Annotated in this window: 28 protein-coding genes and 2 pseudogenes; 14 read left to right on the top strand and 16 right to left on the bottom strand. The window is 65.8% G+C overall.

Annotated features, from left to right (window positions below; translation table 11 throughout):
* Nucleotides 1-32: 32 nt before the first annotated feature.
* A complete protein-coding gene (locus B4393_RS16670) occupies nucleotides 33-1,541 on the top strand; it encodes a leucyl aminopeptidase (RefSeq protein ID WP_070935129.1) in 1,509 nt (502 codons plus the stop codon).
* Between the two features lie 6 nt (nucleotides 1,542-1,547).
* Here B4393_RS16670 and B4393_RS16675 read toward each other — a convergent pair whose 3' ends face one another.
* The gene (locus B4393_RS16675) at nucleotides 1,548-1,889 is read right to left on the bottom strand and encodes an oxidoreductase (RefSeq protein WP_078335018.1); all 342 of its coding nucleotides are present in this window, start codon (nucleotides 1,887-1,889) and stop codon (nucleotides 1,548-1,550) included.
* 36 nt (nucleotides 1,890-1,925) lie between these two features.
* The gene (locus B4393_RS16680) at nucleotides 1,926-2,156 is read right to left on the bottom strand and encodes a DUF167 domain-containing protein (protein WP_078335019.1); all 231 of its coding nucleotides are present in this window, start codon (nucleotides 2,154-2,156) and stop codon (nucleotides 1,926-1,928) included.
* Nucleotides 2,157-2,293: 137 nt separating this feature from the next.
* Between B4393_RS16680 and sucB the strand changes: the two genes are divergently transcribed.
* Genes sucB through B4393_RS16705 form a run of 5 tightly spaced genes read left to right on the top strand, consistent with a single transcriptional unit; the run spans nucleotide 2,294 to nucleotide 7,403 of the window.
* Nucleotides 2,294-4,021 (top strand): 2-oxoglutarate dehydrogenase, E2 component, dihydrolipoamide succinyltransferase, encoded by a 1,728-nt coding sequence (sucB, locus tag B4393_RS16685; RefSeq protein WP_078335132.1) that lies wholly within the window; start codon nucleotides 2,294-2,296, stop codon nucleotides 4,019-4,021.
* Nucleotides 4,022-4,025: 4 nt separating this feature from the next.
* Nucleotides 4,026-4,937: a TIGR01777 family oxidoreductase gene (locus B4393_RS16690; protein WP_078335020.1), complete on the top strand. Its 912-nt coding sequence runs from the start codon at nucleotides 4,026-4,028 to the stop codon at nucleotides 4,935-4,937.
* Between the two features lie 4 nt (nucleotides 4,938-4,941).
* Complete coding sequence (gene lipB / locus B4393_RS16695) at nucleotides 4,942-5,634, top strand: lipoyl(octanoyl) transferase LipB (protein ID WP_078335021.1); 693 nt, start codon at nucleotides 4,942-4,944, stop codon at nucleotides 5,632-5,634.
* Nucleotides 5,631-6,620: a lipoyl synthase gene (lipA, locus tag B4393_RS16700; RefSeq protein ID WP_078335022.1), complete on the top strand. Its 990-nt coding sequence runs from the start codon at nucleotides 5,631-5,633 to the stop codon at nucleotides 6,618-6,620. Before lipB ends, lipA begins: the two co-directional genes overlap by 4 nt.
* Nucleotides 6,621-6,653: 33 nt before the next feature.
* The gene (locus B4393_RS16705) at nucleotides 6,654-7,403 is read left to right on the top strand and encodes a DUF4191 domain-containing protein (RefSeq protein ID WP_078335023.1); all 750 of its coding nucleotides are present in this window, start codon (nucleotides 6,654-6,656) and stop codon (nucleotides 7,401-7,403) included.
* On the opposite strand, the gene B4393_RS16710 is transcribed toward B4393_RS16705, so the two are convergent.
* Together B4393_RS16710 and B4393_RS28100 are read right to left on the bottom strand one after the other, a co-directional pair.
* On the bottom strand, nucleotides 7,390-8,610 hold the full coding sequence (locus tag B4393_RS16710) for a cytochrome P450 (protein ID WP_078335024.1): 1,221 nt from the start codon (nucleotides 8,608-8,610) through the stop codon (nucleotides 7,390-7,392). The two genes, B4393_RS16705 and B4393_RS16710, sit on opposite strands and share 14 nt — an antisense overlap.
* 161 nt (nucleotides 8,611-8,771) lie before the next feature.
* Nucleotides 8,772-8,993: pseudogene (locus tag B4393_RS28100) on the bottom strand (hypothetical protein); the annotation flags it as partial.
* Here B4393_RS28100 and B4393_RS16715 point away from each other — a divergent pair.
* Nucleotides 8,887-9,423, top strand: coding sequence for a TetR/AcrR family transcriptional regulator (locus tag B4393_RS16715; protein WP_236743184.1), 537 nt, complete (start codon nucleotides 8,887-8,889; stop codon nucleotides 9,421-9,423). The pseudogene B4393_RS28100 and the gene B4393_RS16715 sit on opposite strands and share 107 nt — an antisense overlap.
* Here B4393_RS16715 and B4393_RS16720 read toward each other — a convergent pair.
* Nucleotides 9,306-10,586 carry a lysine N(6)-hydroxylase/L-ornithine N(5)-oxygenase family protein gene (locus B4393_RS16720; protein WP_462021320.1) on the bottom strand — a complete coding sequence of 427 codons (1,281 nt, stop codon included), beginning with the start codon at nucleotides 10,584-10,586 and terminating at the stop codon, nucleotides 9,306-9,308. The genes B4393_RS16715 and B4393_RS16720 overlap by 118 nt on opposite strands.
* The gene (locus B4393_RS16725) at nucleotides 10,573-11,406 is read right to left on the bottom strand and encodes a GNAT family N-acetyltransferase (RefSeq protein ID WP_078335027.1); all 834 of its coding nucleotides are present in this window, start codon (nucleotides 11,404-11,406) and stop codon (nucleotides 10,573-10,575) included. The genes B4393_RS16720 and B4393_RS16725 overlap by 14 nt, the downstream gene beginning before the upstream one ends.
* Here B4393_RS16725 and B4393_RS27840 point away from each other — a divergent pair.
* A complete protein-coding gene (locus B4393_RS27840) occupies nucleotides 11,315-11,500 on the top strand; it encodes a hypothetical protein (RefSeq protein WP_165758500.1) in 186 nt (61 codons plus the stop codon). The genes B4393_RS16725 and B4393_RS27840 overlap by 92 nt on opposite strands.
* Here B4393_RS27840 and B4393_RS16730 read toward each other — a convergent pair.
* Together B4393_RS16730 and B4393_RS16735 are read right to left on the bottom strand one after the other, a co-directional pair.
* Complete coding sequence (locus B4393_RS16730) at nucleotides 11,497-12,891, bottom strand: MFS transporter (RefSeq protein WP_078335028.1); 1,395 nt, start codon at nucleotides 12,889-12,891, stop codon at nucleotides 11,497-11,499. The two genes, B4393_RS27840 and B4393_RS16730, sit on opposite strands and share 4 nt — an antisense overlap.
* Nucleotides 12,892-13,356 carry an RDD family protein gene (locus B4393_RS16735; protein WP_070935151.1) on the bottom strand — a complete coding sequence of 155 codons (465 nt, stop codon included), beginning with the start codon at nucleotides 13,354-13,356 and terminating at the stop codon, nucleotides 12,892-12,894.
* A 145-nt stretch (nucleotides 13,357-13,501) separates the two neighbouring features.
* Here B4393_RS16735 and glnA (B4393_RS16740) point away from each other — a divergent pair, with 145 nt between their 5' ends.
* From glnA (B4393_RS16740) to B4393_RS16755, 4 genes and pseudogenes are all read left to right on the top strand, one after another.
* Nucleotides 13,502-14,938, top strand: coding sequence for a type I glutamate--ammonia ligase (gene glnA / locus B4393_RS16740; RefSeq protein ID WP_043080344.1), 1,437 nt, complete (start codon nucleotides 13,502-13,504; stop codon nucleotides 14,936-14,938).
* Between the two features lie 174 nt (nucleotides 14,939-15,112).
* Nucleotides 15,113-15,469 (top strand): annotated as a pseudogene (locus B4393_RS16745) (type 1 glutamine amidotransferase family protein); the annotation flags it as partial.
* Between the two features lie 38 nt (nucleotides 15,470-15,507).
* Nucleotides 15,508-15,918, top strand: a complete 411-nt coding sequence (locus B4393_RS16750; RefSeq protein WP_078281568.1) for a DoxX family protein — start codon at nucleotides 15,508-15,510, stop codon at nucleotides 15,916-15,918.
* Between the two features lie 34 nt (nucleotides 15,919-15,952).
* Complete coding sequence (locus tag B4393_RS16755) at nucleotides 15,953-16,378, top strand: DoxX family protein (RefSeq protein ID WP_078335029.1); 426 nt, start codon at nucleotides 15,953-15,955, stop codon at nucleotides 16,376-16,378.
* Here B4393_RS16755 and B4393_RS16760 read toward each other — a convergent pair.
* Nucleotides 16,362-17,303: an endonuclease/exonuclease/phosphatase family protein gene (locus tag B4393_RS16760; protein ID WP_078335030.1), complete on the bottom strand. Its 942-nt coding sequence runs from the start codon at nucleotides 17,301-17,303 to the stop codon at nucleotides 16,362-16,364. The two genes, B4393_RS16755 and B4393_RS16760, sit on opposite strands and share 17 nt — an antisense overlap.
* Nucleotides 17,304-17,344: 41 nt before the next feature.
* Between B4393_RS16760 and B4393_RS16765 the strand changes: the two genes are divergently transcribed.
* On the top strand, nucleotides 17,345-17,848 hold the full coding sequence (locus B4393_RS16765) for a nuclear transport factor 2 family protein (RefSeq protein WP_078335133.1): 504 nt from the start codon (nucleotides 17,345-17,347) through the stop codon (nucleotides 17,846-17,848).
* Here B4393_RS16765 and B4393_RS16770 read toward each other — a convergent pair.
* The 4 genes from B4393_RS16770 to B4393_RS16785 all read right to left on the bottom strand — a co-directional run bounded on the left by B4393_RS16770 (nucleotide 17,845) and on the right by B4393_RS16785 (nucleotide 21,045).
* Nucleotides 17,845-19,146: a HAMP domain-containing sensor histidine kinase gene (locus B4393_RS16770; protein ID WP_078335031.1), complete on the bottom strand. Its 1,302-nt coding sequence runs from the start codon at nucleotides 19,144-19,146 to the stop codon at nucleotides 17,845-17,847. The two genes, B4393_RS16765 and B4393_RS16770, sit on opposite strands and share 4 nt — an antisense overlap.
* Nucleotides 19,143-19,823 carry a response regulator transcription factor gene (locus B4393_RS16775; protein ID WP_269800272.1) on the bottom strand — a complete coding sequence of 227 codons (681 nt, stop codon included), beginning with the start codon at nucleotides 19,821-19,823 and terminating at the stop codon, nucleotides 19,143-19,145. The genes B4393_RS16770 and B4393_RS16775 overlap by 4 nt, the downstream gene beginning before the upstream one ends.
* A 67-nt stretch (nucleotides 19,824-19,890) precedes the next feature.
* Entirely contained in the window at nucleotides 19,891-20,454 is a 564-nt protein-coding gene (locus tag B4393_RS16780) for a hemophore-related protein (protein ID WP_070935161.1), read from the bottom strand.
* A gap of 144 nt (nucleotides 20,455-20,598) precedes the next feature.
* Entirely contained in the window at nucleotides 20,599-21,045 is a 447-nt protein-coding gene (locus B4393_RS16785) for a MarR family winged helix-turn-helix transcriptional regulator (RefSeq protein ID WP_070936764.1), read from the bottom strand.
* Nucleotides 21,046-21,109: 64 nt separating this feature from the next.
* Here B4393_RS16785 and B4393_RS16790 point away from each other — a divergent pair, with 64 nt between their 5' ends.
* Complete coding sequence (locus B4393_RS16790; protein WP_078335032.1) at nucleotides 21,110-21,478, top strand: VOC family protein; 369 nt, start codon at nucleotides 21,110-21,112, stop codon at nucleotides 21,476-21,478.
* A gap of 4 nt (nucleotides 21,479-21,482) precedes the next feature.
* Here the strand turns inward: B4393_RS16790 and B4393_RS16795 are convergent, their stop codons facing one another.
* The 3 genes from B4393_RS16795 to glnA (B4393_RS16805) are packed head-to-tail and all read right to left on the bottom strand — an operon-like array spanning nucleotide 21,483 to nucleotide 26,145.
* Complete coding sequence (locus B4393_RS16795) at nucleotides 21,483-21,818, bottom strand: hemophore-related protein (RefSeq protein WP_070935164.1); 336 nt, start codon at nucleotides 21,816-21,818, stop codon at nucleotides 21,483-21,485.
* Nucleotides 21,819-21,829: 11 nt separating this feature from the next.
* Nucleotides 21,830-24,808 (bottom strand): bifunctional [glutamine synthetase] adenylyltransferase/[glutamine synthetase]-adenylyl-L-tyrosine phosphorylase, encoded by a 2,979-nt coding sequence (locus tag B4393_RS16800; protein ID WP_078335033.1) that lies wholly within the window; start codon nucleotides 24,806-24,808, stop codon nucleotides 21,830-21,832.
* Nucleotides 24,805-26,145, bottom strand: a complete 1,341-nt coding sequence (gene glnA / locus B4393_RS16805; RefSeq protein ID WP_078281576.1) for a type I glutamate--ammonia ligase — start codon at nucleotides 26,143-26,145, stop codon at nucleotides 24,805-24,807. The genes B4393_RS16800 and glnA (B4393_RS16805) overlap by 4 nt, the downstream gene beginning before the upstream one ends.
* Between the last annotated feature and the right edge of the window lie 14 nt (nucleotides 26,146-26,159).

The following is a 26,159-nucleotide window of genomic DNA, read 5'->3' on the forward strand; positions in this document are numbered from 1 at the left end:
CTCATCATTCGCTTTCACTAGGCTGTGAGCCTATGAGCGCATACACGGCACCTTCGTTCACCCTGGCCACCTCCATTCCGCAGCGCGGAGTCTCCGCCGCGGTGCTGCTGGTGGGTGTACGCCCCAGCGAAAAGGAGTCCGACAAGGGCCCCAAGGTGGTGGACGCCCAGCTGCTGGACAAGGCGGCCGTGAAGGCCATCGAGACCGCACTCAAGGCGGTCGGGGCGACCGGCTCGGCCGAACAGCTCAGCCGGGTGGTGGTGGACGGATTGCCGGTGGCCAGTGTGCTCGCCGTCGGGCTGGGGAAGGGCGACAGCGCCGAGACGATCCGTCGTGCCGCCGGTGTGGCCGCCCGCTCGCTCGACAACGTCGAAACCCTGGTGACCACGCTGTCAGAGCGTGATGTCGACTCCACCGTGCAGGGCCTGGTACTCGGCGGGTACCGCTTCGCGGAGTTCCGTAGCGCCAAGACTGCACCCAAGGACGCTGGGCTGCAGAAGGTTACGTTGCTCGTCGGCGACAAGGGCCGCGCGCAGAAGGAAGCCATGGAGCGCGGTGCCGCCGTCGCGGCCGCCGTCGTGACGGCCCGGGATTTTGTGAACACTCCGCCGAGCCACCTGTTCCCCGCCGAATTCGCAAAACGTGCAAAGGCTTTGGCTACGACCGAGGGCATCGAGGTCGAGGTGCTGGACGAGAAGGAACTGGCCAAGGGCGGCTACGGCGGCATCGTCGGAGTCGGCAAGGGCTCCTCGCGCCCGCCGCGGCTGGTGCGGTTGACCTATCGCGGCGCCAAGGGAAAGAAAGCCAAGACGGTCGCGCTCGTGGGCAAGGGCATCACCTTCGACACCGGCGGCATCTCGATCAAGCCCGCCGGCGGTATGGAGAACATGACCTCCGATATGGGCGGGGCGGCAGCGGTTATCGCCGTCACCCTGTTGGCCGCTCGCCGGCAACTGCCCATCGACGTGATCGCGACCGTGCCGATGGCCGAGAACATGCCGTCGTCGACGGCGCAGCGTCCCGGTGACGTGTTGACCCATCTGGACGGCACCACCGTGGAGGTCATCAACACCGACGCCGAGGGCCGCCTGATCCTGGCCGACGCCATCGTGCGGGCCTGCCAGGACGAGCCCGACTATCTGATCGACACCGCGACGTTGACCGGGGCGCAGGTGGTGGCCTTGGGCACCCGCACCCCCGGCGTGATGGGCACCGATGAGTTCCGTGACCGGGTGTCGACCATCTCGCAGTCTGTCGGCGAAAACGGCTGGCCCATGCCGCTCCCCGAGGAGCTGCGTGACGATCTCAAGTCCCGGGTGGCCGACCTGGCGAACGTCACCAATCACCGCAACGGCGGCATGCTGGCGGCCGGGCAGTATCTACGGGAATTCGTGGCGGACGGGGTGCAGTGGGCGCATATCGATGTCGCGGGCCCGGCGTTCAACACCGGCGGGCCGTGGGGCTACACGCCCAAGGGCAGCACCGGTGTGCCGGTGCGAACCATCTTCGGAGTACTGGAGGACATCGTCACCAACGGGTAAAGCCCGTCAGGCGCCTTCCTCGGCCGCGCGGCGCTTGAGGATTCTCTGCCGGGCGTCGTAATCACGTTTGCGTTGCGGGTATCCGGTGCGGTGCACGTCGTACACCGGGATCTTGAGTTTCTCTGAGATCCGCCGGGCACCCGCAACACCGCCGACGCGTCGGCGGGTCCACTCACCGTCACCTGCGATGAGAATCACGGTGACATCGGAGAAGTTGGTCTGCGGCTCGACGAAGGCCTCCACGCCCGTGCGTACCGCGGCCCACGCACCGAGGTAGCGCAAGTCATCGTTTGCGCCTTGTTTGGTCTGCCCCTCTCGCTTGCCGCGGAAGGCGTCAATCCATGCCATTGGCTCATGGTGCCAGCTAATTCTGAGAGCGTGCTGTCATCCGACCGAGAATCTCTTCAGTCTGCTGGTCTGCCCCGCGACAAGGCGCACCGTGGACTTCGGGACGTCAAGGTATTCGGCCAGCAACGCCACCGCGGCCTTGTTGGCCTTGCCGTCGATCGCCGGCTCCCGGACGAAAAGTGTGAGTGTGCCGTCGTCGGCAACCTCCACCGCGGGGCCCTTACGACTGCCGGGTTTGATGACACAGACGACTGTGCGCTCGCTCACTCGTAGATCTTGGACCCGGGCAGGCGCGTCGTTCCACACAGTGACAGGATTGACCCGGCTCCCACTCAGCTGTGGTAAGCCATGAAGTGTCCGCATTGTTAGTGCCGCTGTCCGAACCGTTTTCAGGAGTGGAAACCATGGCCTTCTCCGTCCAGATGCCCGCCCTCGGTGAGAGCGTGACCGAAGGGACGGTGACACGGTGGCTCAAGCAAGAGGGCGACACGGTCGAAGTCGACGAGCCACTGCTTGAGGTGTCTACCGACAAGGTGGACACCGAGATCCCAGCTCCCACTTCGGGTGTATTGAGCAAGATCGTCGCCCACGAGGACGACACCGTCGAGATCGGCGGAGAGCTCGGTGTGATCAGCGAGGCCGGGGAGGCTGCTGCACCTGCCGCGCCCGCCGCCGCGCCGGCTCCGGAACCGGCACCTGAACCCGCTGCTGCCCCTGAACCCGCCCCGGCCTCTGCTCCCGAACCCGCTGCTGCCCCGGCAGCTGCTGCCGCGCCAGCCGGCTCCGGCACCTCCGTCAAGATGCCCGAGCTTGGTGAGTCCGTCACCGAAGGCACCGTGACCCGCTGGCTGAAGAAGATCGGCGACGAGGTCGGCGTGGACGAGCCGCTTGTCGAGGTGTCCACGGACAAGGTCGACACCGAAATCCCGTCGCCGGTGGCTGGTGTGCTGCTGAGCATCTCGGCCAACGAGGACGACACCGTCGCCGTGGGCGGCGAGCTCGCTGTCGTAGGGACCGCTGGTGCTGCCCCCGCCGCGGCGCCGGCGCCTGCGCCCGCTCCTGCCCCCGCGGCAGCCCCTGCCGCACCGCCCGCTCCTGCCGCACCGCCTGCGGCCCCGGCCGCACCCGCGCCTGCCGCACCTGCCCCGGCCCCGGCTCCGGCTCCGGTGGCCAACGGCGCCGCGGGCGACAACCCGTACGTGACCCCGCTGGTGCGCAAGCTCGCCGCCGAGAACAACGTGGACCTGTCCGCGCTCACGGGTAGCGGCGTGGGCGGACGCATCCGCAAGCAGGACGTGCTCGCGGCCGCCGAAGCAGCGAAGGCACCCGCGGCTCCCACACCGTCGGCTGCCGCACCCGCCGCTGCCGTCGCGTCCGCACCCGCGGCCCCCGCACCGTCGCTGGCACACCTGCGCGGAACCACGCAGAAGGCCAACCGGATTCGACAGATCACCGCGAAGAAGACACGCGAATCGCTGCAGGAGACCGCCCAGCTGACGCAGACCCACGAGGTCGACGTCACCAAGATTGCGGCACTGCGGGCTCGTGCCAAGGCGGCGTTCGCCGAGCGCGAGGGCGTGAACCTGACGTTCCTACCGTTCTTCGCGAAGGCAGCTGTCGAGGCGCTCAAGACGCATCCGAACGTCAACGCGAGCTACAACGAGGACTCCAAGGAGATCACCTACTTCGACGCCGAGCACCTGGGCATCGCGGTCGACACCGATCAGGGTCTGCTGTCGCCGGTGATCCACAACGCCGGCGACCTGTCGCTGGCCGGACTGGCACGAGCCATCGCCGACATCGCGGCACGTGCCCGTTCCGGGAACCTCAAGCCCGACGAGCTGGCCGGTGGCACGTTCACCATCACCAATATCGGCAGCCAGGGCGCCTTGTTCGACACACCGATCCTGGTACCGCCGCAGGCCGCCATGCTGGGCACCGGCGCGATTGTGAAGCGTCCCAGGGTTATTCGTGACAATGCAGGTAACGAGTCGATCGGTATCCGGTCGGTCTGCTACTTGCCGCTGACCTACGATCACCGCCTGATCGACGGAGCCGACGCGGGGCGGTTCCTGACGACCATCAAACACCGTCTGGAAGAGGGGGCTTTCGAGGCGGACCTAGGTCTGTAGGCCTATGGGATCTCAGCGGGTCGTCATCGCCGGGTCGTCGGGGGTGATTGGGTCGGCGCTTGTCGCGTCGCTGCGCGCCAAGGACCACACGGTGGTTCGCCTGGTGCGCCGCGACCCGATGGGTCCCGACGAACAACGCTGGGATCCGGCAAGCGGACAGATCGAGCCGGGCGCCCTCGATGGTGCCGACGCCGTCGTCAATATGTGCGGGGTCGGTGTCGGCGACAAACGGTGGTCGGGCGCCTACAAACAGCAGATCTACGACAGCCGCATCATCCCGACGGAGGTGCTGGCCGGCGCCGTCGCCGATGCCAAGGTGCCGGTGTTGATCAACGCCTCGGCGGTCGGCTATTACGGCGACAGTGGGGACCGCGTCATCGACGAGACCGCCTCCAGCGGTACGGGCTTCCTTGCCCGTGTGTGCGTCGACTGGGAAGCGGCAACCGAGGAGGCCGTCCAGGCCGAAACCCGTGTCGTGGTCGCGCGCACCGGCCTGGTGCTCTCCCCCGCCGGCGGGCTTTTCGGCCGGTCGCGGCCGGTGTTCTCCCTCGGTCTGGGCGCCCGGCTGGGCAACGGGCGCTGGTACATGCCCTGGATAAGCCTCGAGGATCAGATCCGCGCCCTCGAATTCGCCTTGGCCGAATCGACGCTGTCGGGCCCGGTCAACCTGACCGGCCCGGCGCCGGTGACGAATGCCGAGTTCACCACCGCGCTGGGCAGGACATTGCATCGCCCAACCTTGCTGGTGGCACCCCAGTTCGCGCTGCGCGCCGTCCTCGGGGAATTCGCCGATGCCGAACTGACCCGCAGCATGCGCGTCATCCCCGCTGTCCTGGAGCAGCACGGATTCCAGTTCGAGCATCACACCATCGGCGAGGCGCTGGCCTACGCCAATAACAGTCGACCGATGAAGTGAGATAATGGAACCTGTGCACCGCTCTCATGGATCCATCCGGTCCAGCGCCGATCCCGTCGATGTACGGGATCTAGGCGTCATCGACTACGAGGCTGCCTGGGAGCTGCAGCGCGATATCGTCGAGGCGCGTGTCGCCGGAGGCCCCGACACCCTGCTGATGTTGCAGCACCCGGCCGTGTACACGGCCGGGCGGCGCACCGAACCGCAGGAGCGGCCGATCAACGGGGCCCCCGTCATCGATACCGACCGGGGCGGAAAGATCACCTGGCACGGGCCCGGGCAGTTGGTCGGCTACCCGATAGTGCAACTGGCCGAGCCGATCGACGTGTTGAATTACGTTCGGCGCGTTGAGGAATCGATCATCGCGGTGTGCGCGCGGCTTGGTGTGCACACGATGCGCGTCGAGGGCCGCTCCGGTGTGTGGCTGGCTGCGGGCGGCGGAAAGCCGGAACGCAAGATCGCCGCGATCGGAGTCCGTGTGCAGCGCGGGGTCACCATGCACGGGTTCTCGCTGAACTGCAACAACAGCCTGGATGCCTATCTGCCGATCGTGGCGTGCGGCATCAGCGATGCCGGCGTGACGACCCTGTCGGCCGAGCTGGGCCGGGATGTGACCGTCGAGGAAGTGCACGACCAGGTGGTTTCCTCGCTTGTGGATGCGCTCGAGGGGCGGCTTCCGGTCGGGGCGACCGCATGACCGAACCGCGCAAGCTGCTGCGGCTGGAAGTCCGCAACGCCCAAACTCCCATCGAACGCAAGCCGGACTGGATCCGCACCCGGGCCAAGATGGGCCCCGAATACAAGGAACTCAAGTCGCTGGTGCGCTCCGGCGGACTGCACACCGTGTGCGAGGAAGCCGGATGCCCCAACATCTTTGAATGCTGGGAAGACCGCGAAGCCACATTCCTCATAGGCGGCGAGCAGTGCACCCGTCGCTGCGATTTCTGCCAGATCGACACCGGTAAGCCCGCCGACCTGGACCGCGATGAGCCCCGCCGGGTGGCCGAGAGCGTCCAACAAATGGGACTGCGGTACTCGACGGTCACCGGAGTGGCCCGTGATGACCTGCCCGACGGCGGCGCCTGGCTGTACGCCGAAACCGTGCGGTACATCAAGGAGCTCAACCCGGCCACGGGTGTGGAGTTGCTCGTCCCCGACTTCAACGCGGTTCCCGAGCAGCTGGCCGAGGTGTTCGCATCCCGCCCCGAGGTGCTGGCACACAACCTGGAGACGGTGCCGCGGGTGTTCCGCCGGATCCGGCCCGCATTCAGCTATGAGCGAAGCCTGTCGGTGATCACCGCCGCCCGTGACGCGCAGCTGGTGACCAAGAGCAACCTGATTCTCGGCATGGGTGAGACCAACCAAGAAATACAGGATTCGCTCGTTGATTTGCACGAGGCGGGCTGCGACATCATCACCATCACCCAGTATCTGCGGCCCTCACCGCGGCACCACCCGGTTGACCGCTGGGTCAAACCGCAGGAATTCGTGGAACTTTCGGATTTCGCGCAGGGGCTGGGCTTCGCCGGTGTGATGGCCGGGCCGCTGGTGCGTTCCTCCTACCGGGCCGGGCGGCTGTACACGCAGGCGATGGCCCACCACGGACGGCCACTGCCCGCCACCCTGGAGCACCTGGCCTCGGCGGGCTCGGCCCGTCAAGAGGCCATCAACCTCATCGGGTAAGAGGCACGGTGCGGACGGCGATATTCTCTAGCCATGCCTAAATCACTGAGTCCCGCCGAGGCCAAGGCTGCCAAGGCCGAGGCAAAGGCGCGTCGCAAGGCCGAATCGAAGGCGCGCCGCGCCCAGATGTGGCAGGCCTTCCAGATTCAGCGCAAGGAAGACAAGCGTCTGCTGCCGTACATGATCGGCGCATTCGTGCTGATCGTGGCCGTATTCGCGGTCGCCGGGTACTTCTCGGGCGGCATCAGCACCTTCCTGTTCCCGATCCTGGGTGTGGTGCTCGGCGTGTTGGTGGGGTTCATCATCTTCGGCCGCCGCGTGCAGAAGTCGGTGTTCACCAAGGCCGAGGGCCAGAAGGGGGCGGCCGGCTGGGCGCTGGACAACATGCGCGGCAAGTGGCGCGTCACCACCGCGGTCGCCGGAACCACGCAGCTCGATGTCGTGCACCGCGTCATCGGACGGCCCGGCGTCATCTTCGTCGCCGAGGGTGCACCCGGTCGACTCGGCCCGCTGCTGGCCCAGGAGAAGAAGCGCACCGCACGCCTCGTCGGCGATACCCCGATCTATGACGTCATCGTCGGCAATGAGGACGGCCAGGTGCCGCTGTCCAAGCTGGAGCGTCACCTCACCAAGCTCCCCGCCAATATCACCGCTAAGCAGATGGACTCCCTGGAGTCGCGGCTGGCGGCGCTGGGCTCGCGTGCCGCGGCCATGCCGAAGGGTCCGATGCCCGGTCAGGCGAAGTCGCGCGGCGGGATGCAGCGCACTATCAGACGGCGTTAGCTCCCACGCTGAGCTGCAGCTCCAGTTTCTGGTGCCGACGCACCATGATGCTCGGAACCCACTGCGCACCATCGGGTTTGACGGTGAACTCACGCGTTCGGTCCAACAGTACGTTGATCGCGGTGCGCGCCTCCAGGCGCGCCAGCGCCGCCCCCACGCAGAAATGCAGCCCCTTGCCGAAGGCGATGTGGCTGCGGGGGCTCGGCCGATCAAGACGTAGCGCATCGGGTTCCTCGAAGATCGCCGGATCGCGATTGGCCGCACCCCACAACAGCGTGAGGTGACTGCCCGCGGGCAGCCTGACCCCGCCCAGCGTGGTGTCCGTCAGCACGTGGCGATGATGTCCGCGAAACGGCGACTCGAGCCGCAACACCTCTTCCAAGAATGTCGGCAAGAGCGTCCGGTCATCCCGGATGCGCTGCTGCAATGCGAGATTCTCGCCGAGTATGCGCACCGCATTGCCCATCAGGCCGGCCGTCGACTCACCGCCCGCGCCGACCAGCTGCACCAGGATCATCACCCCGATGTCCAGGGTGATGTCGGCCCGATTGCACGCCTGCGCGAGATATCCGAGCAGATCATCGCCCGGTGCCGCCAGTTCCTGCTCCAGATGTTCGCGCAGGTGCAGCACCAGGTACATGGTGTCCGTGACGACCTGGGCCTGCCGCTGCGGGGTATTGAGCCCACCGAGCATCTCGGTACTGGAGTAGCCCCATTGCACCAGTTGCGGCACATCCTCGTCCGGCAGCCCGATGAGTCGGGCCACCATCGTCATCGGCAGCGCGTCGCCCATCGCAGCCATCCAGTCGATGCCGTCCCCGTCGACGCCGCGCTGCCACAGTCGCGCGGCGGTGTCGGCCATCGTGGATTCCAGGGCGGTGATCCGCTTGGCGACCAAGGTGGGCAGCACCAGCTTGCGGTGGGCATGGTGGACCGGATCATCGCCGGTGGCCAGCACGTGCGTGGGATCGGCGGGCGGTCCCATCGCGGCGACCGTCAGGCCGTCGTCGGATTTCATGAGTACGGCGGTCAGGTTGGACGAGAAATCCTCGGTGCGTTCGGTGGCCTCCACCACCAGATCCCAGCGCGAGACGAAGTAGAAGCCGGAGTCTGCCACCGGCCACACCGGTGCCGTCTCGCGCAGCCGCCGATAGAACGGATACGGGTCTTCCAGGACCTGCGGGTCGAACAATTCAACGGTGCTCATCACCAACGAGGCTGGCAGACCGCAAAACCGCACGTCAAGGCATTCGCGAAAATGAGAAAACCCAGTTCGGAGGCATCATCTGCGCCGTCTCACGACACCCTTCCCACCTGCGCGAACGGTGAGAATTTCACGATATTTTGTCTCATACTGCGATAGATTCAACGGACGATGTCACCCTACTCAGACTGGCTACACGGAGGCGATCGGCGCGTCGTGGCCGCCGATCGCCTCGTGACGGTGGCCGCCGCGCAGATAGCGCGCCACGGATTGGACCGGCTGAGCCTTGATGACGTTGCTCGCGCGGCAGGATGTTCCCGCGCGACGGTGTATCGCCACGTCGGCGGTAAGACCGCGATTGTCGACGCTGTCTTGGCCCGGAACATCCGAAAAGTCACCTCGGACATTCAGCGCGCGGTCGAGTCTGCGGACGCGCGGCGGCGGGCCGTCACCGCCATTACCGCGTCGTTGACCGCCATCCGCAACGACCCGGTGGTCAGCGCGATGGTCGCGACGATGTCCCCCGCTTCGCTGGGGTCCTACCTGACCGCATCCTCAGAAATCCCACGTTCGGCATCCGCGTTCACCGGGCTTGCCGACGACACTGCCGCGCAATGGATTTCGCGGGTGGTGATGGCGTTCCTGTTTTGGCCCACCGCAGACCCGGCTCAGGAATCGGAGATGATCGAGCGGTTCGTCTACCCGGTCTTGAAGGACGCCAACGATTCGCGGGTCTCCGCCTCGGCGACAAGCGAATCCACGATCTCCCCGGCCCGTACCGCGACGTTGGACAGCAGCGACGACGACAGTCCGTGAGTGTGCTCCACCGACCCGTTGAGGTAGATGTCCCCCGGGGCGTCCGCCCGCGGCCGTAACCGATAGTCACGCTCGACCACCGGCCGACCGTCCTCGTCGAATTCGTAACACGAGGCCAATGCGCCCAGGAAGGCTCGCACGTCCAACGGCCGGTATCCGGTGGCGTACACCACCACATCGCAGTCCAGCAGCTCGGTCGACGATGACGGCAGATGGGTAATCGCCAGGCGCACCCGTTCGGGTGTCTCGTCGACGGCGGCGATCCTCGAGGCGTTGTGCATCCACAGCCGCCGCTCTCCGCCGACCCGTTCCTGATACTCGCGGTCGTAGAGGTCGGCGATCAGCGGGGAATCGACTGCGGCGTAATTGGTGTCGCGGTGGTAGTCGACCAGCTGGCGCCTGACCTCGGGGGGCGCGCCGTAGAAGTCATCGACCGCCGCCGGGTCGAAGATCCGGTTGGCGTAGGGGCTGTCGTCGGCCGGACTGTATCCGTAGCGCGCGAAAATGGCGTGCACCTGGGCGCCGGGATGCTGGCTGTGCAGATAAGCGACCGCCTCCGCGGCACTCTGTCCGGCGCCGACCACCGCGACGCGAGCGGGAGAGCTATCCGAAGCCTCGAGCATGTGCAGCAACTGACTGCTATGCCATTGCCGGGCAGTGGGATTGATGCCGGAAGGCATCGCCGGAAAGGTTCCACAGCCCAGAACGAGGGCTCGCGCATGCGTCAGACGATCCGGCCGTACCCCCGTGGTGTCCTGCAGACGCACCTCGAATCCGTCGGCGGCGGCCTTGACTCCGGTCATCCTCGAGGAGTAGCGGACATCGGCATCAAGCGCCTGTTGCGCCCAATCCAGGTAGTCGTGGAACTCTTGCCGAGTCGGAAAGAAACTCTGCTGATTGATGAAATCCGGAAGCCGTTCACGTTCCGTCAGGTAGTTGACAAAGGTGTAGTGACTCTTCGGGTTCCGCAGGGTCACGAGGTCTTTAAGGAAAGAGACCTGCATGCGCGTCCCGGGGATGAGCATGCCGCGATGCCACCCGAACTTGTCCTGCGCATCGACGAACTGTGCCGTCAAACCGCTGGGGTGCTCGGACAGTGCGATACCCAGCGCGAGGTTCGAGGGACCGAACCCGACGCCGAGCACGTCATTAGAGGACCGCAAGAGACCCCTCCAACCGTTCGAGATAACGCTCGGTGACGCCATCCTTGCTCAACAACACCAGGAAATCGGACATGTCGAAATCGACGTCATAGGAGGGCGCCCCGCAGATCCGCGCGCCCAGCCGCACATACGCCCGCAGCAGCGGCGGAATTTTCGGTTTGATGGCGGGCGCTATCTCGTCGATCGATAATCCGTTCACCGACACCGGATTCCGCGGGGTGACCCGATACTCCGGAGTCATGAAGTCCTTGGTGAAGTCGTAGACCGCACGTACCAAAGAGCCGCGCGGTCCGCCGTCCTCCATCTGCACCGACAGGCAGCCCATGATGTATTGGTGCCCGGTCATCTTCTGGTAGCGCAGAATCGCCGCAAACAACAGCCCCATCACGGCGCCGTTGCGATGCTCGGGCGCGACGACAACGCGGCCCAGCTCAACGAGTCCGGGTCGCAGCGGCGCCAGCGCCGAGGCGTCGAACATCGAATCGGTGAACGTCCCGCCCGCCGCCCGATAGCCTTCGGGAGGCAGCAGCCGCAGACATCCGACGATTCTGCCGGTGCCCACTTCGCGGGCCAACAGGTGATCGCAGAACTGGTCGAGCCGATCCAGATCGATCAGCTCCCCCGTCAGCGGGCCCGAAACAGCGTGCGGGAGTGGTGCTCCCATCTCATCCGCGAATGCTTGATACCGAAGCCGTTGCGCCGCTTCAATTTCGGCCGGGTCGGTAGACATGACAATGCTGTACCGTGGGCTCGGGTTCGGGTCCGTCCCCCGATCGGAACTGGCCCCGGGCGCCGCGACAGCAACCGCCGCGCTCTCCATGATCGAAAACTACTCCCTCTGGCTGGGGCTTACGACCGCAATGCACAAATACCGTTGGGCATCCGTGCAGGCAGGCGCGATCACCGATGGCTAGATAGCTAGCGACTCACCGGTGACCGGATCGTGCGAGCGATTCATCGTAGCCACACCGAGCAGAATCAGCGAAACGAATGCCGCGCAGGCCGCCGCGAGCGCCCCCAGTGACAGCACGCTGTCGATGGCCGCCGCGCCGGCGGCGCGGGCCCCGGACTTACCGGCGGCGGCATGACCAAACGCCACACCCATCCCCGCCACACCCAAAAGGATGCCGATCTGGCGGCCCGTACTCACCGAGCCGGTCGCCATTCCGGCATCGTTCAACGGCACAAACTGCAGCGCGGCATCGGATATCACCGCCGAGAGCGCTCCCAGCCCCAGTCCGGCCAGCACCGAACCAAAGATGAAGTGGGTCCAGACCGTGCCGGCGTGTGCACCCGAGGCGGCCCATAACCCCACGGCCACCAGCGCCACACCACCCGGAATGGTGACCATGGTGGGCAGACGCTTGCCCACCAAGATCCCCAGCGGCGCCCCCACGATGGTGGCCAGTGTCAGCGGCCCAGCGCGTAACCCGGTCTCAAAGGCGTTGTAACCCAGGGTGTTCATGAAATACAACGCCAGATAGTTGGTGGCTCCGATGAGCGTGCCCGAAGCCGCCGCCGCGGCGACCCACACCCCGGCGAAACCGGGTGAGGTGACCAGCCGCAGGCTCAGCATGGGCGCCGGGGCACGTCCCTCCCACCAGAAGAACGACACCAGGGCCACCGCGGCACACGCCGCGAGAGCACCGGAAGCGGGTGCTCCAATTCCCCCGTCGTGCAGGGAGATCACCGCGAAAACGCCGGTCAGCAGCCCGCAGGTAAGCAGCACCGTGCCCACCCAGTCCACGGGCCGCATCTCTTCGGCGCGCGTCTCGGGCAGGTGGCGGGCCGCGATCACCAACGCGACCGCCCCCACCGGCAGGTTGACCAGGAAGATCGACTGCCATCCGAAGTGAGTGACGAGAAATCCACCCAGCAGCGGGCCCGCCGCGCTACCCGCGCCCATCACCGCGCCGTAGATCGCGATGGGACCACCGCGGCGCTCCTGCGGGTACGCGGCGGCGATGATCGGCAGCGACACCGCGAGCAGGATCGCGCCGCCAATCCCCTGCACCGCACGCACCCCGATCAACGTGGCCGCATTGCCCGAGAGCGCGCAGCCCAACGAGGCCGTGGTGAACACCACCATGCCCAGCAGATACAGCCGCCTGCGGCCGAGCCGATCGCCCAGGGTGGCCGCGGTGAGCAGCAGTCCGGCCATCGGCAGGGCATAGGCGTCGATCACCCACTGCAGGTCGGAGAGGTCGGCCCCCAAGGACGCCTGCAGGTCAGCGAGCGCACTGGACACGATCGTCATGTCGAGCAGCAGCATGAACACCGCCATGCAGACGACGAGCAGGATCATCTAGCGGGAACGAACCACGACGGTGCGGGTCACCCGGTCATGCAGACCGCGGCCGTCGACATCGGTGATGAGCGGCGGCACAATCAGCGCGATCAGCAGATTCCGGATGAACGCCCGGCCGATGCCGATCGAATTGGTCCCGTCGGCCGGCGCCACCTGCAGGCCCGCCATGTACTGCCCGGGGGTGAATCGCCACAGCCGCACCGCCAGCACGCCGATGCCGAGCCAGGTGAGCAGCTGGGCCGAGGAGAGCGTGGGCGACAACAGGTTTCCCTTGACGAACAGCAGTGCCAGGCCACCGGCGATAAGCCAGTCGATCAGCAGAGCCAGCAGCCGTCGCGACAGCGACGCCGCCGATCCGGGCCCGTTTTCGGGCAGGCCAAGCTGCTCTCCGGGATACCGAGAGTTGCCCGCGCCCTGTACCGAGCCGGGCCCCGACAACCATGAACCCAGGTCTCGCGCCATACTCACAGCGTAAATGCCGACCAATCTGTGCTTACGCGTAACATCCGCGCAACATATGGTTGACCGGCGGGCAACACCGGATCCATAGGTTCAGTCGCGCGGTCATGGTTCAGTGGACCCAAGAGGAAAAGAAATAAGGAGAAGCATGACGTTCAGTAGCCCCGAGGAAGTATTCAAGTTCATTGCCGACGAGAAGGTCGAGTACGTGGACGTCAGGTTCTGTGACCTGCCGGGCGTCGTGCAGCACTTCTCCATCCCGGCTTCGGCTTTCGATCAGAGCGTCTTCGAAGACGGTTTGGGCTTCGACGGGTCCTCGGTTCGCGGGTTCCAGTCCATCCACGAGTCGGACATGCTGCTGCTTCCCGACATTTCGACGGCCAAGCTCGACCCGTTCCGTGCCGCCAAGACGCTGAACGTCAACTTCTTCGTGCACGACCCGTTCACCCGCGAGGCCTACTCGCGCGACCCGCGCAACGTGGCCCGCAAGGCCGAGCAGTACCTGATCAGCACCGGCATCGCCGACACCTGTTACTTCGGCGCCGAGGCAGAGTTCTACATCTTCGATTCGGTCAGCTTCGACTCGAAGATCAACGGCACCTTCTACGAGATCGACTCCGAGGCCGGCTGGTGGAACACGGGCGAGCCCTACGAAGAGGATGGCAGCCCCAACCGCGGCTACAAGGTCCGTCCCAAGGGCGGCTACTTCCCCGTCGCCCCGTACGACCACTTCGTCGACCTGCGCGACGAGATGACCACCAACCTGATCAACGCCGGGTTCACCCTGGAGCGCGGTCACCACGAGGTCGGCACCGGCGGGCAGGCCGAGATCAACTACAAGTTCAACACGCTGTTGGCCGCGGCCGACGATGTGCTGCTGTTCAAATACATCATCAAGAACACCGCCTGGGCGAACGGCAAGACCGTCACGTTCATGCCGAAGCCGCTGTTCGGTGACAACGGGTCCGGTATGCACGCCCACATGTCCCTGTGGAAGGACGGCAAGCCGCTGTTCCACGACGAGGCCGGATACGCCGGGCTGTCGGACGTGGCCCGTCACTACATCGGCGGCATCCTGCACCACGCCCCGTCGCTGCTGGCGTTCACCAACCCGACGGTGAACTCCTACAAGCGTCTGGTGCCGGGCTACGAGGCCCCGATCAACCTGGTGTACAGCCAGCGCAACCGCTCGGCCTGCGTGCGCATCCCGATCACCGGCAACAACCCGAAGGCCAAGCGCCTCGAGTTCCGCTGCCCGGACAGCTCGGGCAACCCGTACCTGGCGTTCGCGGCCATGTTGATGGCCGGTATCGACGGCATCAAGAACAAGATCGAGCCGCTCGCGCCGGTCGACAAGGACCTGTACGAGCTGCCTCCGGAGGAGGCCGCCAACATCCCGCAGGCCCCGACCAACCTGGCCACGGTGATCGACAACCTCGAGAAGGATCACGAATACCTCACCGAAGGTGGCGTTTTCACCTCCGATCTGATCGAGACCTGGATCGCGTTCAAGCGGGAGAACGAGATCGAGCCGATCAACATCCGGCCTCACCCGTACGAGGTCGCGCTGTACTTCGACGTCTAAATCGTTGTGCTGATGAGGCCCCCGGGAGAAATCCCGGGGGCCTCATCGTTTCGCATCACCCAACGGAGTACCTCGGCCCGGCGTACGTTGAAAGTAGATGTCCCGTCTAACTTTTCAAGAAGCGTGGAGTCTCATACCTGACTCGGCCAACGAACTGGGCAGAACCCCCGTCCCGGATCCGGCGTCGACGTCGTCACAGTCTCCGGCAACCCGGCCAAACTCGAACTGTGGGCGATGCCGCGCGAGGACCAGGCCGTGCTGGACACCTATTCCGAGCTTTCCGCGAAACTCAAGAAACCCCAGAAGCTTTCACATGTCATCGCCGATGCCCTGGGGTGCGATTCGAATTACCTCGCGGTGTTCACCCCCGGCGGCCATGGTGTGCTCCTGGGCATCACGATCCTCAATACCGGGATCAGCGGGCAAACACACGCCGATCGCAAGCTGCTCACCGACGACAGCCCGCTGGCATCCAACAACCTGGGACTGCTGGCTGCGGAGACCCTGGTCAAGGCGATCTCCGATGGGTAGACAGGAATAAAGCGGACTATGGTCCTATTGTTAGACGCATGGCTCTCGTCGATATCGAAAACAAGCTCACCGGTCTGACTCCGATTGCCCTGTCGGCATTCCGGATCGTTGTCGGGTTCCTCTTCTTCCTACACGGCACCTCGCACCTGTTCGGTTGGCCGTTGGCCTCGTTCCTGCAACCCGTGGGCACTCTGCCCTGGTGGGCCGGCATCATCGAATTCGTTGGCGGAGCGGCGATCATCCTGGGGCTTGGCACCAGATTGGCCGCTTTCGTGGCCTCCGGCGCGATGGCCGTCGCGTACTTCGCGTATCACCAACCCGAGGGCCTCTTGCCGATCCAGAACAACGGCGAGGCTGCCGCGCTGTACAGCTGGATCTTCCTCCTGCTGGTGTTCACGGGCGGCGGATCGTTATCGCTGGATCGACTCGTTACCCGCGCTAAGCGCTAAGTCGTTATGCGAGAATTGGTTTAGCATCCTGGCCATGGTCTCCTCCAGTACGTCCAGCTCAGTGGCCAAGCTCGACGGCGCCACACCCGTTGTCCTCTCCCTGTTTCGCATCGTCTTCGGATTCCTGTTCACCATCCACGGCACCGCAATCCTGTTCCGCTGGCCCGAACTAACGCCTCCGATGCCGGTTTCCGAATCGTGGTCACTGGGCTGGTGGGCCGGCGCCATCGAATTCCTCACCGGTGTGGCGATTCTGTTCGGCGCCGGAACCCGGATAGCCGCATTCCTGGCCTCGGGCACGATGGCGGTGGCCTACTTCACCCAGCACCAACCCACCGGGCTGCTGCCCATTCAGAACAACGGCGAGCTGGCTGCCCTGTTCTGCTGGGGCTTCTTCCTCCTGGTCTTCACCGGTGGCGGATCCGTATCGATCGACGCGGCGCTCAAGAAGAAGAGTTAGGCACCACCACCGTCGCGATAAGCGCCCGGTGGTCACTGCCATAGATCTGCTCGGTACTCACCGAAGTCGCGGTCGCACCGCGGGTCAGCACGTGATCGATCCCGATCAACCTGGTGTACCAGCGTCCTTCGCGCCAGGTGGGCAGCCAGCCGCCGCCCGCCTGGTCCACGGCGTCCGCGAATCCGCCGGTGAGAATCTGCCGGAACGCGAAGTGGTCATAGGTGGCGTTGAAATCCCCGCCGACAATCACTTTCACGTCGGGGCGCAGCGCCTGCAGTTGCCGTCCCGTGGTGTCCAGTTCGGTGAGCCAGCCCGGTGAACTCATGTCCTTCTCGGGCGGGCGGGTGTGCGCCGCGACGAGCATGACGGACCCCACCCCGGGAATCTCGGCCTCCGCCCAGATCTGCCGCATGGCGAAAGCCTGGTCGTCCTGATGCACCGGGGTCAACGGATACCGGCTCCAGATTCCCGTGCCCAGGGCCAGCGGTTCGGCGATGGTGTAGGAATACGGCAGGGCCGAATCAATACCCGCGGCAACGAGTTTGGTTCGCGCTTCGGGGGTGAGTTCGTCAACTGTCACCACACCCACATCGTGTTCGTGAATCGCGGCCACCACCGCCCCGGCATCACCGGCCCCCACCCGCAGGTTGGTCTGCAGTACGGTGACCGTGGTTCCGGCAGGGGCCCTGTCGGGCAAATACATCGGTGCGATGGCGAGCGCCTGTAACGCGATTACCACTACCGCGGTGAGCACACCCCACCACTGCCGTACCACTAGGAACAGCAACAGCCCCAGGATCATCAGCACGCAGGTGGGCGGAAAACCGGCGGTCAGCCCGATGAGGGGCGACCAGCTGGACCGCACCCAACGCGAGGCAATGGCCACGACGGCGACGATGGCCAGCAGCCAACCCAGCGCCCCCACGGCGGTCCGTCCTCGCACCTCAGGGACGGTACCTTATGTTGATGCCATCATTCAGTCGCGCCGAGCTCGAGGAAGCGTTCGCGCAACACCAGGCCACCGTCCATCGCTGCATCGAGACCGGCGATTGGAACCCCTACGCAGAGATGTACACCGAGGACGCGCTCTACATCGAGCACGTGGTAGGTCGCCTGCAGGGCAAAGAGGCCATTCGGCAGTACATCACCGCGGTGATGGCGGAGTTCCCCGGCAACCATATGCCGAGCCTGCCCGCCACCTGGACGGTGTTCGACCCCGAAAAGGGTTGGGTGGTTTGCGAAATCGACAATGTGATGAGCGATCCGGGTGACGGCCAACATTGGGGCGAGCCGAACCTGACGGTGCTGCACTACGCCGGGAACGGGCTGTGGTCGCAGCAGGAGGACGCCTACAACCCCGCCAACATGGTCAAGATGGTGCGGCGCTGGTGCAAGGCGGCCGAGGCCTCGGGCAATTTGCCCGAGGAGGCTAGCCAGTGGCTGGCCAAGTACGGGTCGCGCAAGAACTAACCGGCGGGTCTGTCGGCCACGATCGTGAGGGTCGCCCGCAAGCCGCCCAGTGGGCTTGACGACAGCACCACCTCTCCCCCATGCAGCGCCGCCTGCTGCGCGACGAGTGCCAGCCCCAGCCCCAGCCCGCCGGGCTTGGCACCGGGGCCACGTTCAAATCGCCCGAGCACCCGCTCGCGGTCGGCTTCAGGTAGGCCGTTACCGTCGTCGTCGACCTCGATCACCAGCCGGTTATCCAGCCGATTTGCCGATAGCACAATATGTTTGGCGTCGCCATGGTTGATGGCGTTGCGTACCAGGTTGTCCACGGCCAACCGCAGTCCGTCGGGCCAGCCCAGCACCACGCCACCGTCGTCGGCGTGGACGGTGATCTCCGGCGCGTCGGCACGGTGCATCAGCGCATCCCCCGCCACCCGGTCCAGGAGGTCGGCGATATCCACCAGTTCGCGATCCTCGGTCCTGGCGAGGTCACCGGAGGCCAGCTGACCAAGCGCGGTGATGGTGGCCTCGACACGCCGTTGAGCGCGCTGCAGGTCGCCGATCACCTCGATGCGTTCCTCGTTCGACAGGTCGTGTGCGCGCAAGGTGTCCAGGTCGGCGCGCATCGCGGTAAGCGGTGTGCGCAGCTCGTGGGCCGCACTGGCAGCGAAATCGCGAGCCGCCAGAAGGGATTTGGTGGTTTCGGACTGCGCCGCCGAGACCCGGCCGAGCATGGCGGCCATGGCCTCGGCAAGCTCCTCGGATTCGCGGGCTCCGCGCACCGCCGCCACCTGCAGACCGTCGGTATCGAGCTGACGGGTCTGTTCGGTGAGTTGATGCAGCGGCCGCATCGCACGCCCGGCGAACAGCCAGGCGAAGCCACCGGCCAGCAGCATCGACAGCACACCCAAGGCGATGAATACCGGAATTCCGCGGTGATTGACCAACACGGTGTCCGACCGCGTACCCAGCGAAATCACGGTCTGTTCTTCCGGGTTCTCGATGGTCCGCACCCGGTAGTTCACGTCACCGACGGTCACATTCCCCGTCCCCAACGGCATCCGCGGCAGCTCGACGCCCCGGAAGATCACCAATCCTCCGCTCTTGCTGTCCCGCACGGTCAGCACAAAGGTGGTTTCGCCATGACGCGTGGTGGCCTGTACCGCATCGGTCAGCATGTCCAGACGCCGATCGAGTTGTCGAGTATCGTTGCGCACCAATGCAATACCTGCGACGACGCCCATCAGGGCGACCATCAGGCCGGCGGCCAGGAACGCCGCGACCGCGACGCGGGTACGTAGGGACAGTGAGCGTTTCATGGCTCTTCCCGCATCACGTATCCCACACCCCTGACGGTATGGATGACCCGGGAGGCTCCCCCGGCCTCCAGTTTGCGGCGCAGGTAGCTCACGAAGACATCGGCCACATTGGTCTCGACGTCGAAGTCGTACCCCCACACCAGTTCCAGCAGGCGGGTGCGGCTCAGCACCACACCGGTGTTCTCGGCCAGCACCACCAAGAGGTCGAACTCGCGCTTACTCAGCTCGACGCGTTCTCCGTGGACGAAGACCAGTCTGCGCGAGACGTCCACGGTGATCTGTCCGACGGTGATGGCGGACGTCGCGAGACCGCCGGCACCGGCGCCGCGGCGGCGCAGCAGTGCGCGCAGGCGAGCCACCAGCTCGCCCAGGTCGAAGGGTTTCGTCAGATAGTCGTCGGCCCCGGCCTCCAGGCCGGCGATTCGATCGTTGACGGTGTCGCGTGCGCTGAGCACGCAGATCGGAATGTCATTACCCAGGGCCCGCAACGCGGTCACCACCGCCACCCCGTCCAGCTCGGGCATCTGCACATCGAGCACCAGGGCGTCGGGCTCATCGGCCGCAAGCTGGGTAAGTGCATCGCGGCCATCGACAGCGACCCGGACGTCGAAACCCGAGTGGCGTAGCCCGCGGGCTACCGAGTTCCGGACGTCCGGGTCGTCATCGACCATCAACACCTTGTGACGGGCGGCATTTTCCTGTGTCATCGCTGCATAAGGCTATGCCGCTCGCCTGAGTGTGTTGTTACACGTCCTGCTGATCAACCACCGCGGTGACGTTCGGCGCAGCCGGCTTGGCCGGAGCGGCCTGCTGGGTGTTGGCGGTTTCCGTGTTCTCCTGAGCCTGCTGCTGCGGCGCGAAGGGGTTCCACGGCTGCTGCTGCGGCTGCTCGGCCGGCGCGTTCTCGGTGGCGGGCTGCTCGGCGGGCGCCTGGCCCACCAGACCGGCCGGCGCGGCCGGGGCGGCGTCATCGGTGTCTGCACCGCAGCTGTTCTTCAGGCTCGTCAACGGCTGACGGATCTTGTCCAGCTCGGCCTTGGCGGCGGGCTGACCGTCCAGGTAGGTCTTGATGGCCTCATGACGCTGGCCCTCGGGAGCACCCTTGGCAGCGTTGGTGATCCCGTCGTTGATCGTGGGGTTCTTGTCCAAGTAGCTCGCGACCTGGCTCGAGACGGTCGAGTGGGTGCGGGCGAACTCGGCGGCGGTGCACTTGCCCGGGGCTGCGTCGGCAGCGCCCGCGAATGCCAGGGCGCTGGCCACTGCGCCGGCGCCAACAACACCGCTGAGGACAGCAGAGGTGAACTTCATGGAGTAACTCCTTGTTCAGCGTTACAGCCGACGACGTGCCGGCCCGTCCGGGACGCTATCGACAGTTGGTTGGACGGTCATGGCCTGAACGTTAAGAAACCATGAGAAGCGGGGCCAAAATCACATTCGGGTAGTTCACCGAGGTCAGACACCCCCGTCGCGCAGGGAACGAATCATGCTCTGCAGGATCCGGAACGCTCCCGACTGTTCGGAATCGGTCATACCGGCCAGCATCCTGACTTCGACGGACCGGACCGCGACGGTCGCCTTCTCCAGGCTCCGCCGCCCGCGCGGCGTGAGTCGGGCGGGAAGGACCTTCCCGACGGAAGCCTCCGCGGGCCGGGTCACGTAGCCGTCCCGTTCCAGGTTCTGCAGCAGCACATTCATCGTCTGGCGCGTCACGAACGCGCCCCGCGCAAGCTCGGAGTTCGACAGACCCGGGCGTTGAGCCAACAGCTCCAGGCATGAGTAGTGCGTCACGCTCATGCCGAGCGGCCGCAGCACCTCCTCCATGGCCGCGCGCAGGGTGCTCGATGCCTCCTTCAGGAGGTAGCCCAGTGACGTCTCCAGGTCGACACCGTCTTGACTCATGTCAGTATTCTGACATAAGTTGATGCATGTCAGAAAACTGACATGCATCAGAAAGGCCATCATCATGCCCGTCACCGGCCCCGATTTCATCTCACTGCAAGCGCGCGACCTCGACGCATCGCAGGCTTTCTACGAGCAGTACCTCGGTCTCGTCCGCTCGCCGGCAGGACCTCCGCACGCCGTGGTCTTCGAGACGCAACCGATCGCGTTCGCGCTGCGCGACGTCATTCCCGGCACCGATCTGGCATCAGTCGCTCAGCCGGGCATCGGCGCGGCAATCTGGTTGCACGCCACCGATGTCCAGGTCATTCACGATGCTCTGGTCGCCGACGGTCACACCATCGTCTCCGCGCCCATCGACGGCCCCTTCGGCCGGACATTCACCTTCGCCGACCCCGACGGATACCAGGTGACTCTCCACGACCGCGCCTGACGGGTTAACCGTCCGGCCAGCACCGGTTCTTGAAGTCCTGCACCGGCTGACGGATCGCATCCAGATCGGCCCTCGCCGCCGGATTGGCATCGAAGTAGGCCTGCACCGCCTCATGTTTGGCGGCGCCGTCGCCGGGGGTGTTCTTGAGGGCATTGCTCATCCCGGCGTTGACGTCGGGATGGCGCTCGAGGTAGTCGGCACGCTTGGTGGCCGCCACCGCATCGAGCCGAGCCTCCTCGGAGACGGTGCAATCGCCCGGCTTCGCCTGAGCCGGTACCGCCACGCCGAGCGCACCGACGACAACACCGAGACCCACGACGATCTGGACCGTTATCCGCATGAAGCAGAAAGCTACTCCCCAAACACCCTCTGCACGACGGCTTTCGCGCGCCTGGTCACCCGCAGATAGTTGTCCAGGAACTCGCCGCCGTCGTTATCCGGCCAACCGGCGGCGGCGGCCACCGTGTTGAGCAGCCGTCCGGGGCCGGGCAGCTGGTCGGTGGGCTTGCCGCGCGCCAGCACCAGCGCATTACGGGCATTGGTCGCGGTCAGCCACGCCTGACGCAGCAGCTCGGCATCGTCGGCCTCGAGGAGCCCGGCGTCCGCCGCGGCCCGCAGTGTCTGCAGGGTCGAAGTGCTGTGCAGGGACTGATGTTCGTGCGCGTAGCGCAGCTGCAGCAGCTGCACGGTCCACTCGACATCGGCCAGTCCGCCGCGTCCCAGTTTGGTGTTGGTGTTCGGGTCCGCGCCGCGCGGTAGCCGCTCGGCATCAACCCGCGCCTTGATCCGGCGGATTTCGCGCACCGCATCCTGGGCGATACCGCCGGCCGGATACCGCGTCTTGTCGATCATGTGCAGGAACCGAAGTCCCAGATCGGCATCGCCGGCGACGCTGTGCGCCCGCAGCAGGGCCTGCACCTCCCACGGCTGCGCCCATTGCGCGTAATAGGTCTCGTAGGCGCCCAGGGTGCGCACCATCGGCCCGTTGCGCCCTTCGGGCCGCAACCCGGTGTCGACCTGCAGCGGCGGGTCGGTGCTCGGGGCGCCGAGCAGCTTGCCCACCTTCTCGGCGATGGTCGCCGACCACCGGACCGCTTCGGCCTCGGTGGCGCCGCCGCGCGGCTCACACACGTATAGGACGTCCGCATCGGATCCGTAGCCGAGCTCTCCCCCGCCCAGGCGCCCCATGCCGATGACGGCGATAGCCGCGGGAGCCTCCTCGTCTTCTGGAGTGCCCGTCTTGATCACCGCGTCCAGCGCCGCCTGCAGCACCGCCACCCACACCGACGTGAGTGCGCCGCAGACATCGACGACGTCCAGCAGCCCCAGCAGATCGGCCGAGGCCACCCGCGCCAGCTCCCGTCGTCGCAGTGATCGTGCCGCCGCGATCGCGCGTTCCGGGTCGGCGTGGCGCGCCGAGGACGCGACAAGCGCCCCGGCCACCGACACCGGTTCGGCCTCAAGGAGTTTGGATCCATTCGGGCCGTCGGCATACAACTGGATCACTTCGGGGGCACGCATGATCAGGTCCGGCACATAGGCCGACGTCCCCAGAATCTGCATGAGGCGTTTGGCCACCGCACCCTCGTCACGCAGGGTGCGTAGGTACCAGGTCTGGTCGACCAGCGCCTCGCTCACCCGGCGATATGCCAACAGCCCGGCATCCGGATCTGGAGTGTCCGCAAGCCAATCCAAAAGCGTTGGCAGCAGGATGGATTGGATGCGCCCGCGGCGCCCACCCTCCTTGGTCAGCGCGGAGAGGTGACTGAGGGCATGTTGCGGCTGCTGGTATCCCAGGGCCGCTAGCTGACGCACCGCCGCCTCGTTGGACAGCCCCAGCGCTTCTTTGTCGAACTCGGTGACCGATTCCAGCAGCGGTTGATAGAACAGCTTGGTGTGCAGGCGAGACACCCGCACCGCCTGCCGCTTGATCTCGGTGCGCAGCACCCCCAGGGCATCGTTCTGCCCATCGGGGCGCACATGCGCGGCCCGGGCCAGCCAGCGCATCGCCTCGGTGTCCTCCGGCGCAGGCAGGGTATGGGTGCGCTTGAGCCGCTGCAGCTGCAGCCGGTGCTCCAATAGCCGCAAAAACTCATAGGACGCCGTGAGATTGGCGCCATCGTCACGTCCGATATAGCCGCCGGTGGACAACACCGTCAGCGCATCGACCGTCGACGCGACATGCAGCGACTCATCGGCACGGCCGTGTACCAGCTGCAGCAGCTGTACCGCGAATTCGACGTCGCGCAGCCCGCCGGTGCCCAGTTTGATCTCACGCTCGCGCAGGTCCGCGGGCACCAGCGATTCCACCCGGCGACGCATCGCCTGCACCTCGGATACGAAATCCTCACGCTCACAAGCGGTCCACACCATCGGCATGAGCGCGTCCACGTACGCCTTGCCCAGGTCCGCATCGCCGACGGCGGGGCGCGCCTTGAGTAGCGCCTGAAATTCCCAGGTCTTGGCCCACCGCCGGTAGTAGGCGACGTGAGATTCCAAGGTGCGCACCAGCGCTCCCCGTTTACCCTCGGGCCGCAGTCCCGCGTCCACTTCGAAGAAGGTGCTGGAGCCGACGCGCATCGTCTCCCCGGCCAGGCGGGTGGTCAGCGAGTCCGCCTCCTCCCCCACGAAGATGACATCGACATCGCTGACGTAATTGAGTTCGCGCGCACCACATTTACCCATCGCGATGATCGCGAGCCGGGGTGGTTCCTGTCCGTCGGGGACCACCAGTGACACCGCCACGGCCAGCGCCGCCGTCAGCGCGGCATCCGCCAGATCCGACAGGTGACAGCCCACCACTGGGAACGGCAATACCGGTTCGTTCTCGACGGTGGCCGCCAGATCCAGTGCGGCCAGCACCAACAGCCGGTCCCGATAGGCGTCCCGCAATGCCGAGATCGCCGCGCCCTCCGGCACCGAGGCGCGCCCGTCAATGGCGCCGACGGCCTCCAAAAAGCGTTCTTGCAGAGCCGCTTTGGTCTCGAGTTCAATCTCCCCGACCAGCAGCCGCCAACGATCGGGATGCGCCACCAAGTGGTCGCCGAGCGCCAGCGAGGAGCCGATCACCGACAGCAGCCGCCCCCGCAGGGCGATATCGGTGCCGAGTTCCTGATCCAGCACGGCCCACTGCGGGCCCATCTCCTCGCGCAGCCGTATCAGGGTGAGGAGCGCCGCGTCGGCGTCGGGAGAACGCGACAGCGACCACAGCAGCGGGACATGCGCCTCGGTGGTCCAGCCCAGCTCTTCGAGCAGTGATGCCGCCCGTGCGTCGACAAGCCCCAGCCGCCCGACGCCGGGAACCTTCGAACGCTCAGAAGATCGAGTCACAGACCCAAGTAGGCCCGCAGCTCGAACGGGGTCACATTGCTGCGATAGCGCGCCCACTCGGCCCGCTTGTTACGCAGGAAGAAGTCGAAGACATGCTCTCCCAAGGCTTCTGCAACAAGCTCGGAACGCTCCATGGCGATGAGCGCGTTCTCCAGCGTGCTGGGCAGCTCCTTGTAGCCCATGGCCTGGCGCTCGGCCCGGGTCAGGCCCCAGACGTCGTCCTCGGCCTCGGGTCCCAATGTGTAGCCCTGCTCGACACCGCGCAGACCGGCGGCCAGCAGCACCGCGTACGTCAGGTACGGGTTGCAGGCCGAGTCGGGGCTGCGCACCTCGATGCGGCGTGAGGACGACTTGCTGGGCGTGTACATCGGAACGCGCACCAGCGCCGAGCGGTTGGCCGCTCCCCACGACGCCGCGGTCGGCGCCTCGCCACCGTGCACCAGCCGCTTGTAGGAGTTCACCCACTGGTTGGTGACAGCGCTAATCTCGTTGGCGTGCTCCAGGATTCCCGCGATGAACGACTTACCGACGTCGGACAGCTGCAGCGGGTCATCGGGGTTGTGGAAGGCGTTCGTGTCACCCTCGAACAAGCTCATATGGGTGTGCATCGCACTACCGGGGTGATCAGTGAACGGCTTGGGCATGAACGTGGCATGCACGCCGTCGATGATCGCCACTTCCTTGACCACATTGCGGAACGTCATCACGTTGTCCGCCATGGACAGGGCGTCGGCGTAACGCAGGTCGATCTCCTGCTGACCCGGTGCGCCCTCATGGTGGCTGAATTCCACGGAGATACCCATGGATTCGAGCGCATCGATGGCGTGCCGGCGGAAGTTCGGCGCCGCCTCGTGCACGGCCTGGTCGAAGTATCCGGCGTCATCGGCCGGGATCGGCGCCGACCCGTCGTCCGGCATGTTCTTCAGCAGGAAGAACTCGATCTCCGGGTGCACGTAGCAGGAGAAGCCCAAATCGCTTGCCTTGGCGAGCTGGCGGCGCAGCACGTGCCGCGGGTCCGACCAGGACGGTGATCCGTCGGGCAGCTTGATGTCGCAAAACATGCGAGCCGAGTGGTGCTTACCGGCGCTGGTAGTCCACGGCAGCACCTGGAACGTCGACGGGTCGGGGTGCGCGACGGTGTCCGATTCGGAGACACGAGCGAAGCCTTCGATGGACGAGCCGTCGAAGCCGATGCCTTCCTCAAAAGCACCCTCGAGCTCAGCGGGCGCGATGGAGACACTCTTGAGGTAACCAAGTACATCGGTGAACCACAGCCGGACGAAACGGATATCTCGTTCTTCCAGCGTGCGCAGCACGAATTCCTTCTGACGATCCATGGGGAGAGTATGCC

It is taken from the genome of Mycobacteroides franklinii (genome assembly GCF_002013895.1).
GTDB lineage: Bacteria > Actinomycetota > Actinomycetes > Mycobacteriales > Mycobacteriaceae > Mycobacterium > Mycobacterium franklinii.

Coding starts and splice junctions, on each gene's coding strand:
- B4393_RS16670 (WP_070935129.1), top strand. CDS start 33: ATGAGCGCATACACGGCACCTTCGTTCACCCTGGCCACCTCCATTCCG.
- B4393_RS16675 (WP_078335018.1), bottom strand. CDS start 1,889: ATGGCATGGATTGACGCCTTCCGCGGCAAGCGAGAGGGGCAGACCAAA.
- sucB (WP_078335132.1), top strand. CDS start 2,294: ATGGCCTTCTCCGTCCAGATGCCCGCCCTCGGTGAGAGCGTGACCGAA.
- B4393_RS16690 (WP_078335020.1), top strand. CDS start 4,026: ATGGGATCTCAGCGGGTCGTCATCGCCGGGTCGTCGGGGGTGATTGGG.
- lipB (WP_078335021.1), top strand. CDS start 4,942: ATGGAACCTGTGCACCGCTCTCATGGATCCATCCGGTCCAGCGCCGAT.
- lipA (WP_078335022.1), top strand. CDS start 5,631: ATGACCGAACCGCGCAAGCTGCTGCGGCTGGAAGTCCGCAACGCCCAA.
- B4393_RS16705 (WP_078335023.1), top strand. CDS start 6,654: ATGCCTAAATCACTGAGTCCCGCCGAGGCCAAGGCTGCCAAGGCCGAG.
- B4393_RS16710 (WP_078335024.1), bottom strand. CDS start 8,610: ATGAGCACCGTTGAATTGTTCGACCCGCAGGTCCTGGAAGACCCGTAT.
- B4393_RS27840 (WP_165758500.1), top strand. CDS start 11,315: ATGACAATGCTGTACCGTGGGCTCGGGTTCGGGTCCGTCCCCCGATCG.
- B4393_RS16725 (WP_078335027.1), bottom strand. CDS start 11,406: ATGGAGAGCGCGGCGGTTGCTGTCGCGGCGCCCGGGGCCAGTTCCGAT.
- B4393_RS16730 (WP_078335028.1), bottom strand. CDS start 12,891: ATGATCCTGCTCGTCGTCTGCATGGCGGTGTTCATGCTGCTGCTCGAC.
- B4393_RS16735 (WP_070935151.1), bottom strand. CDS start 13,356: ATGGCGCGAGACCTGGGTTCATGGTTGTCGGGGCCCGGCTCGGTACAG.
- glnA (WP_043080344.1), top strand. CDS start 13,502: ATGACGTTCAGTAGCCCCGAGGAAGTATTCAAGTTCATTGCCGACGAG.
- B4393_RS16750 (WP_078281568.1), top strand. CDS start 15,508: ATGGCTCTCGTCGATATCGAAAACAAGCTCACCGGTCTGACTCCGATT.
- B4393_RS16755 (WP_078335029.1), top strand. CDS start 15,953: ATGGTCTCCTCCAGTACGTCCAGCTCAGTGGCCAAGCTCGACGGCGCC.
- B4393_RS16765 (WP_078335133.1), top strand. CDS start 17,345: ATGCCATCATTCAGTCGCGCCGAGCTCGAGGAAGCGTTCGCGCAACAC.
- B4393_RS16770 (WP_078335031.1), bottom strand. CDS start 19,146: ATGAAACGCTCACTGTCCCTACGTACCCGCGTCGCGGTCGCGGCGTTC.
- B4393_RS16780 (WP_070935161.1), bottom strand. CDS start 20,454: ATGAAGTTCACCTCTGCTGTCCTCAGCGGTGTTGTTGGCGCCGGCGCA.
- B4393_RS16785 (WP_070936764.1), bottom strand. CDS start 21,045: ATGAGTCAAGACGGTGTCGACCTGGAGACGTCACTGGGCTACCTCCTG.
- B4393_RS16790 (WP_078335032.1), top strand. CDS start 21,110: ATGCCCGTCACCGGCCCCGATTTCATCTCACTGCAAGCGCGCGACCTC.
- B4393_RS16795 (WP_070935164.1), bottom strand. CDS start 21,818: ATGCGGATAACGGTCCAGATCGTCGTGGGTCTCGGTGTTGTCGTCGGT.
- glnA (WP_078281576.1), bottom strand. CDS start 26,145: ATGGATCGTCAGAAGGAATTCGTGCTGCGCACGCTGGAAGAACGAGAT.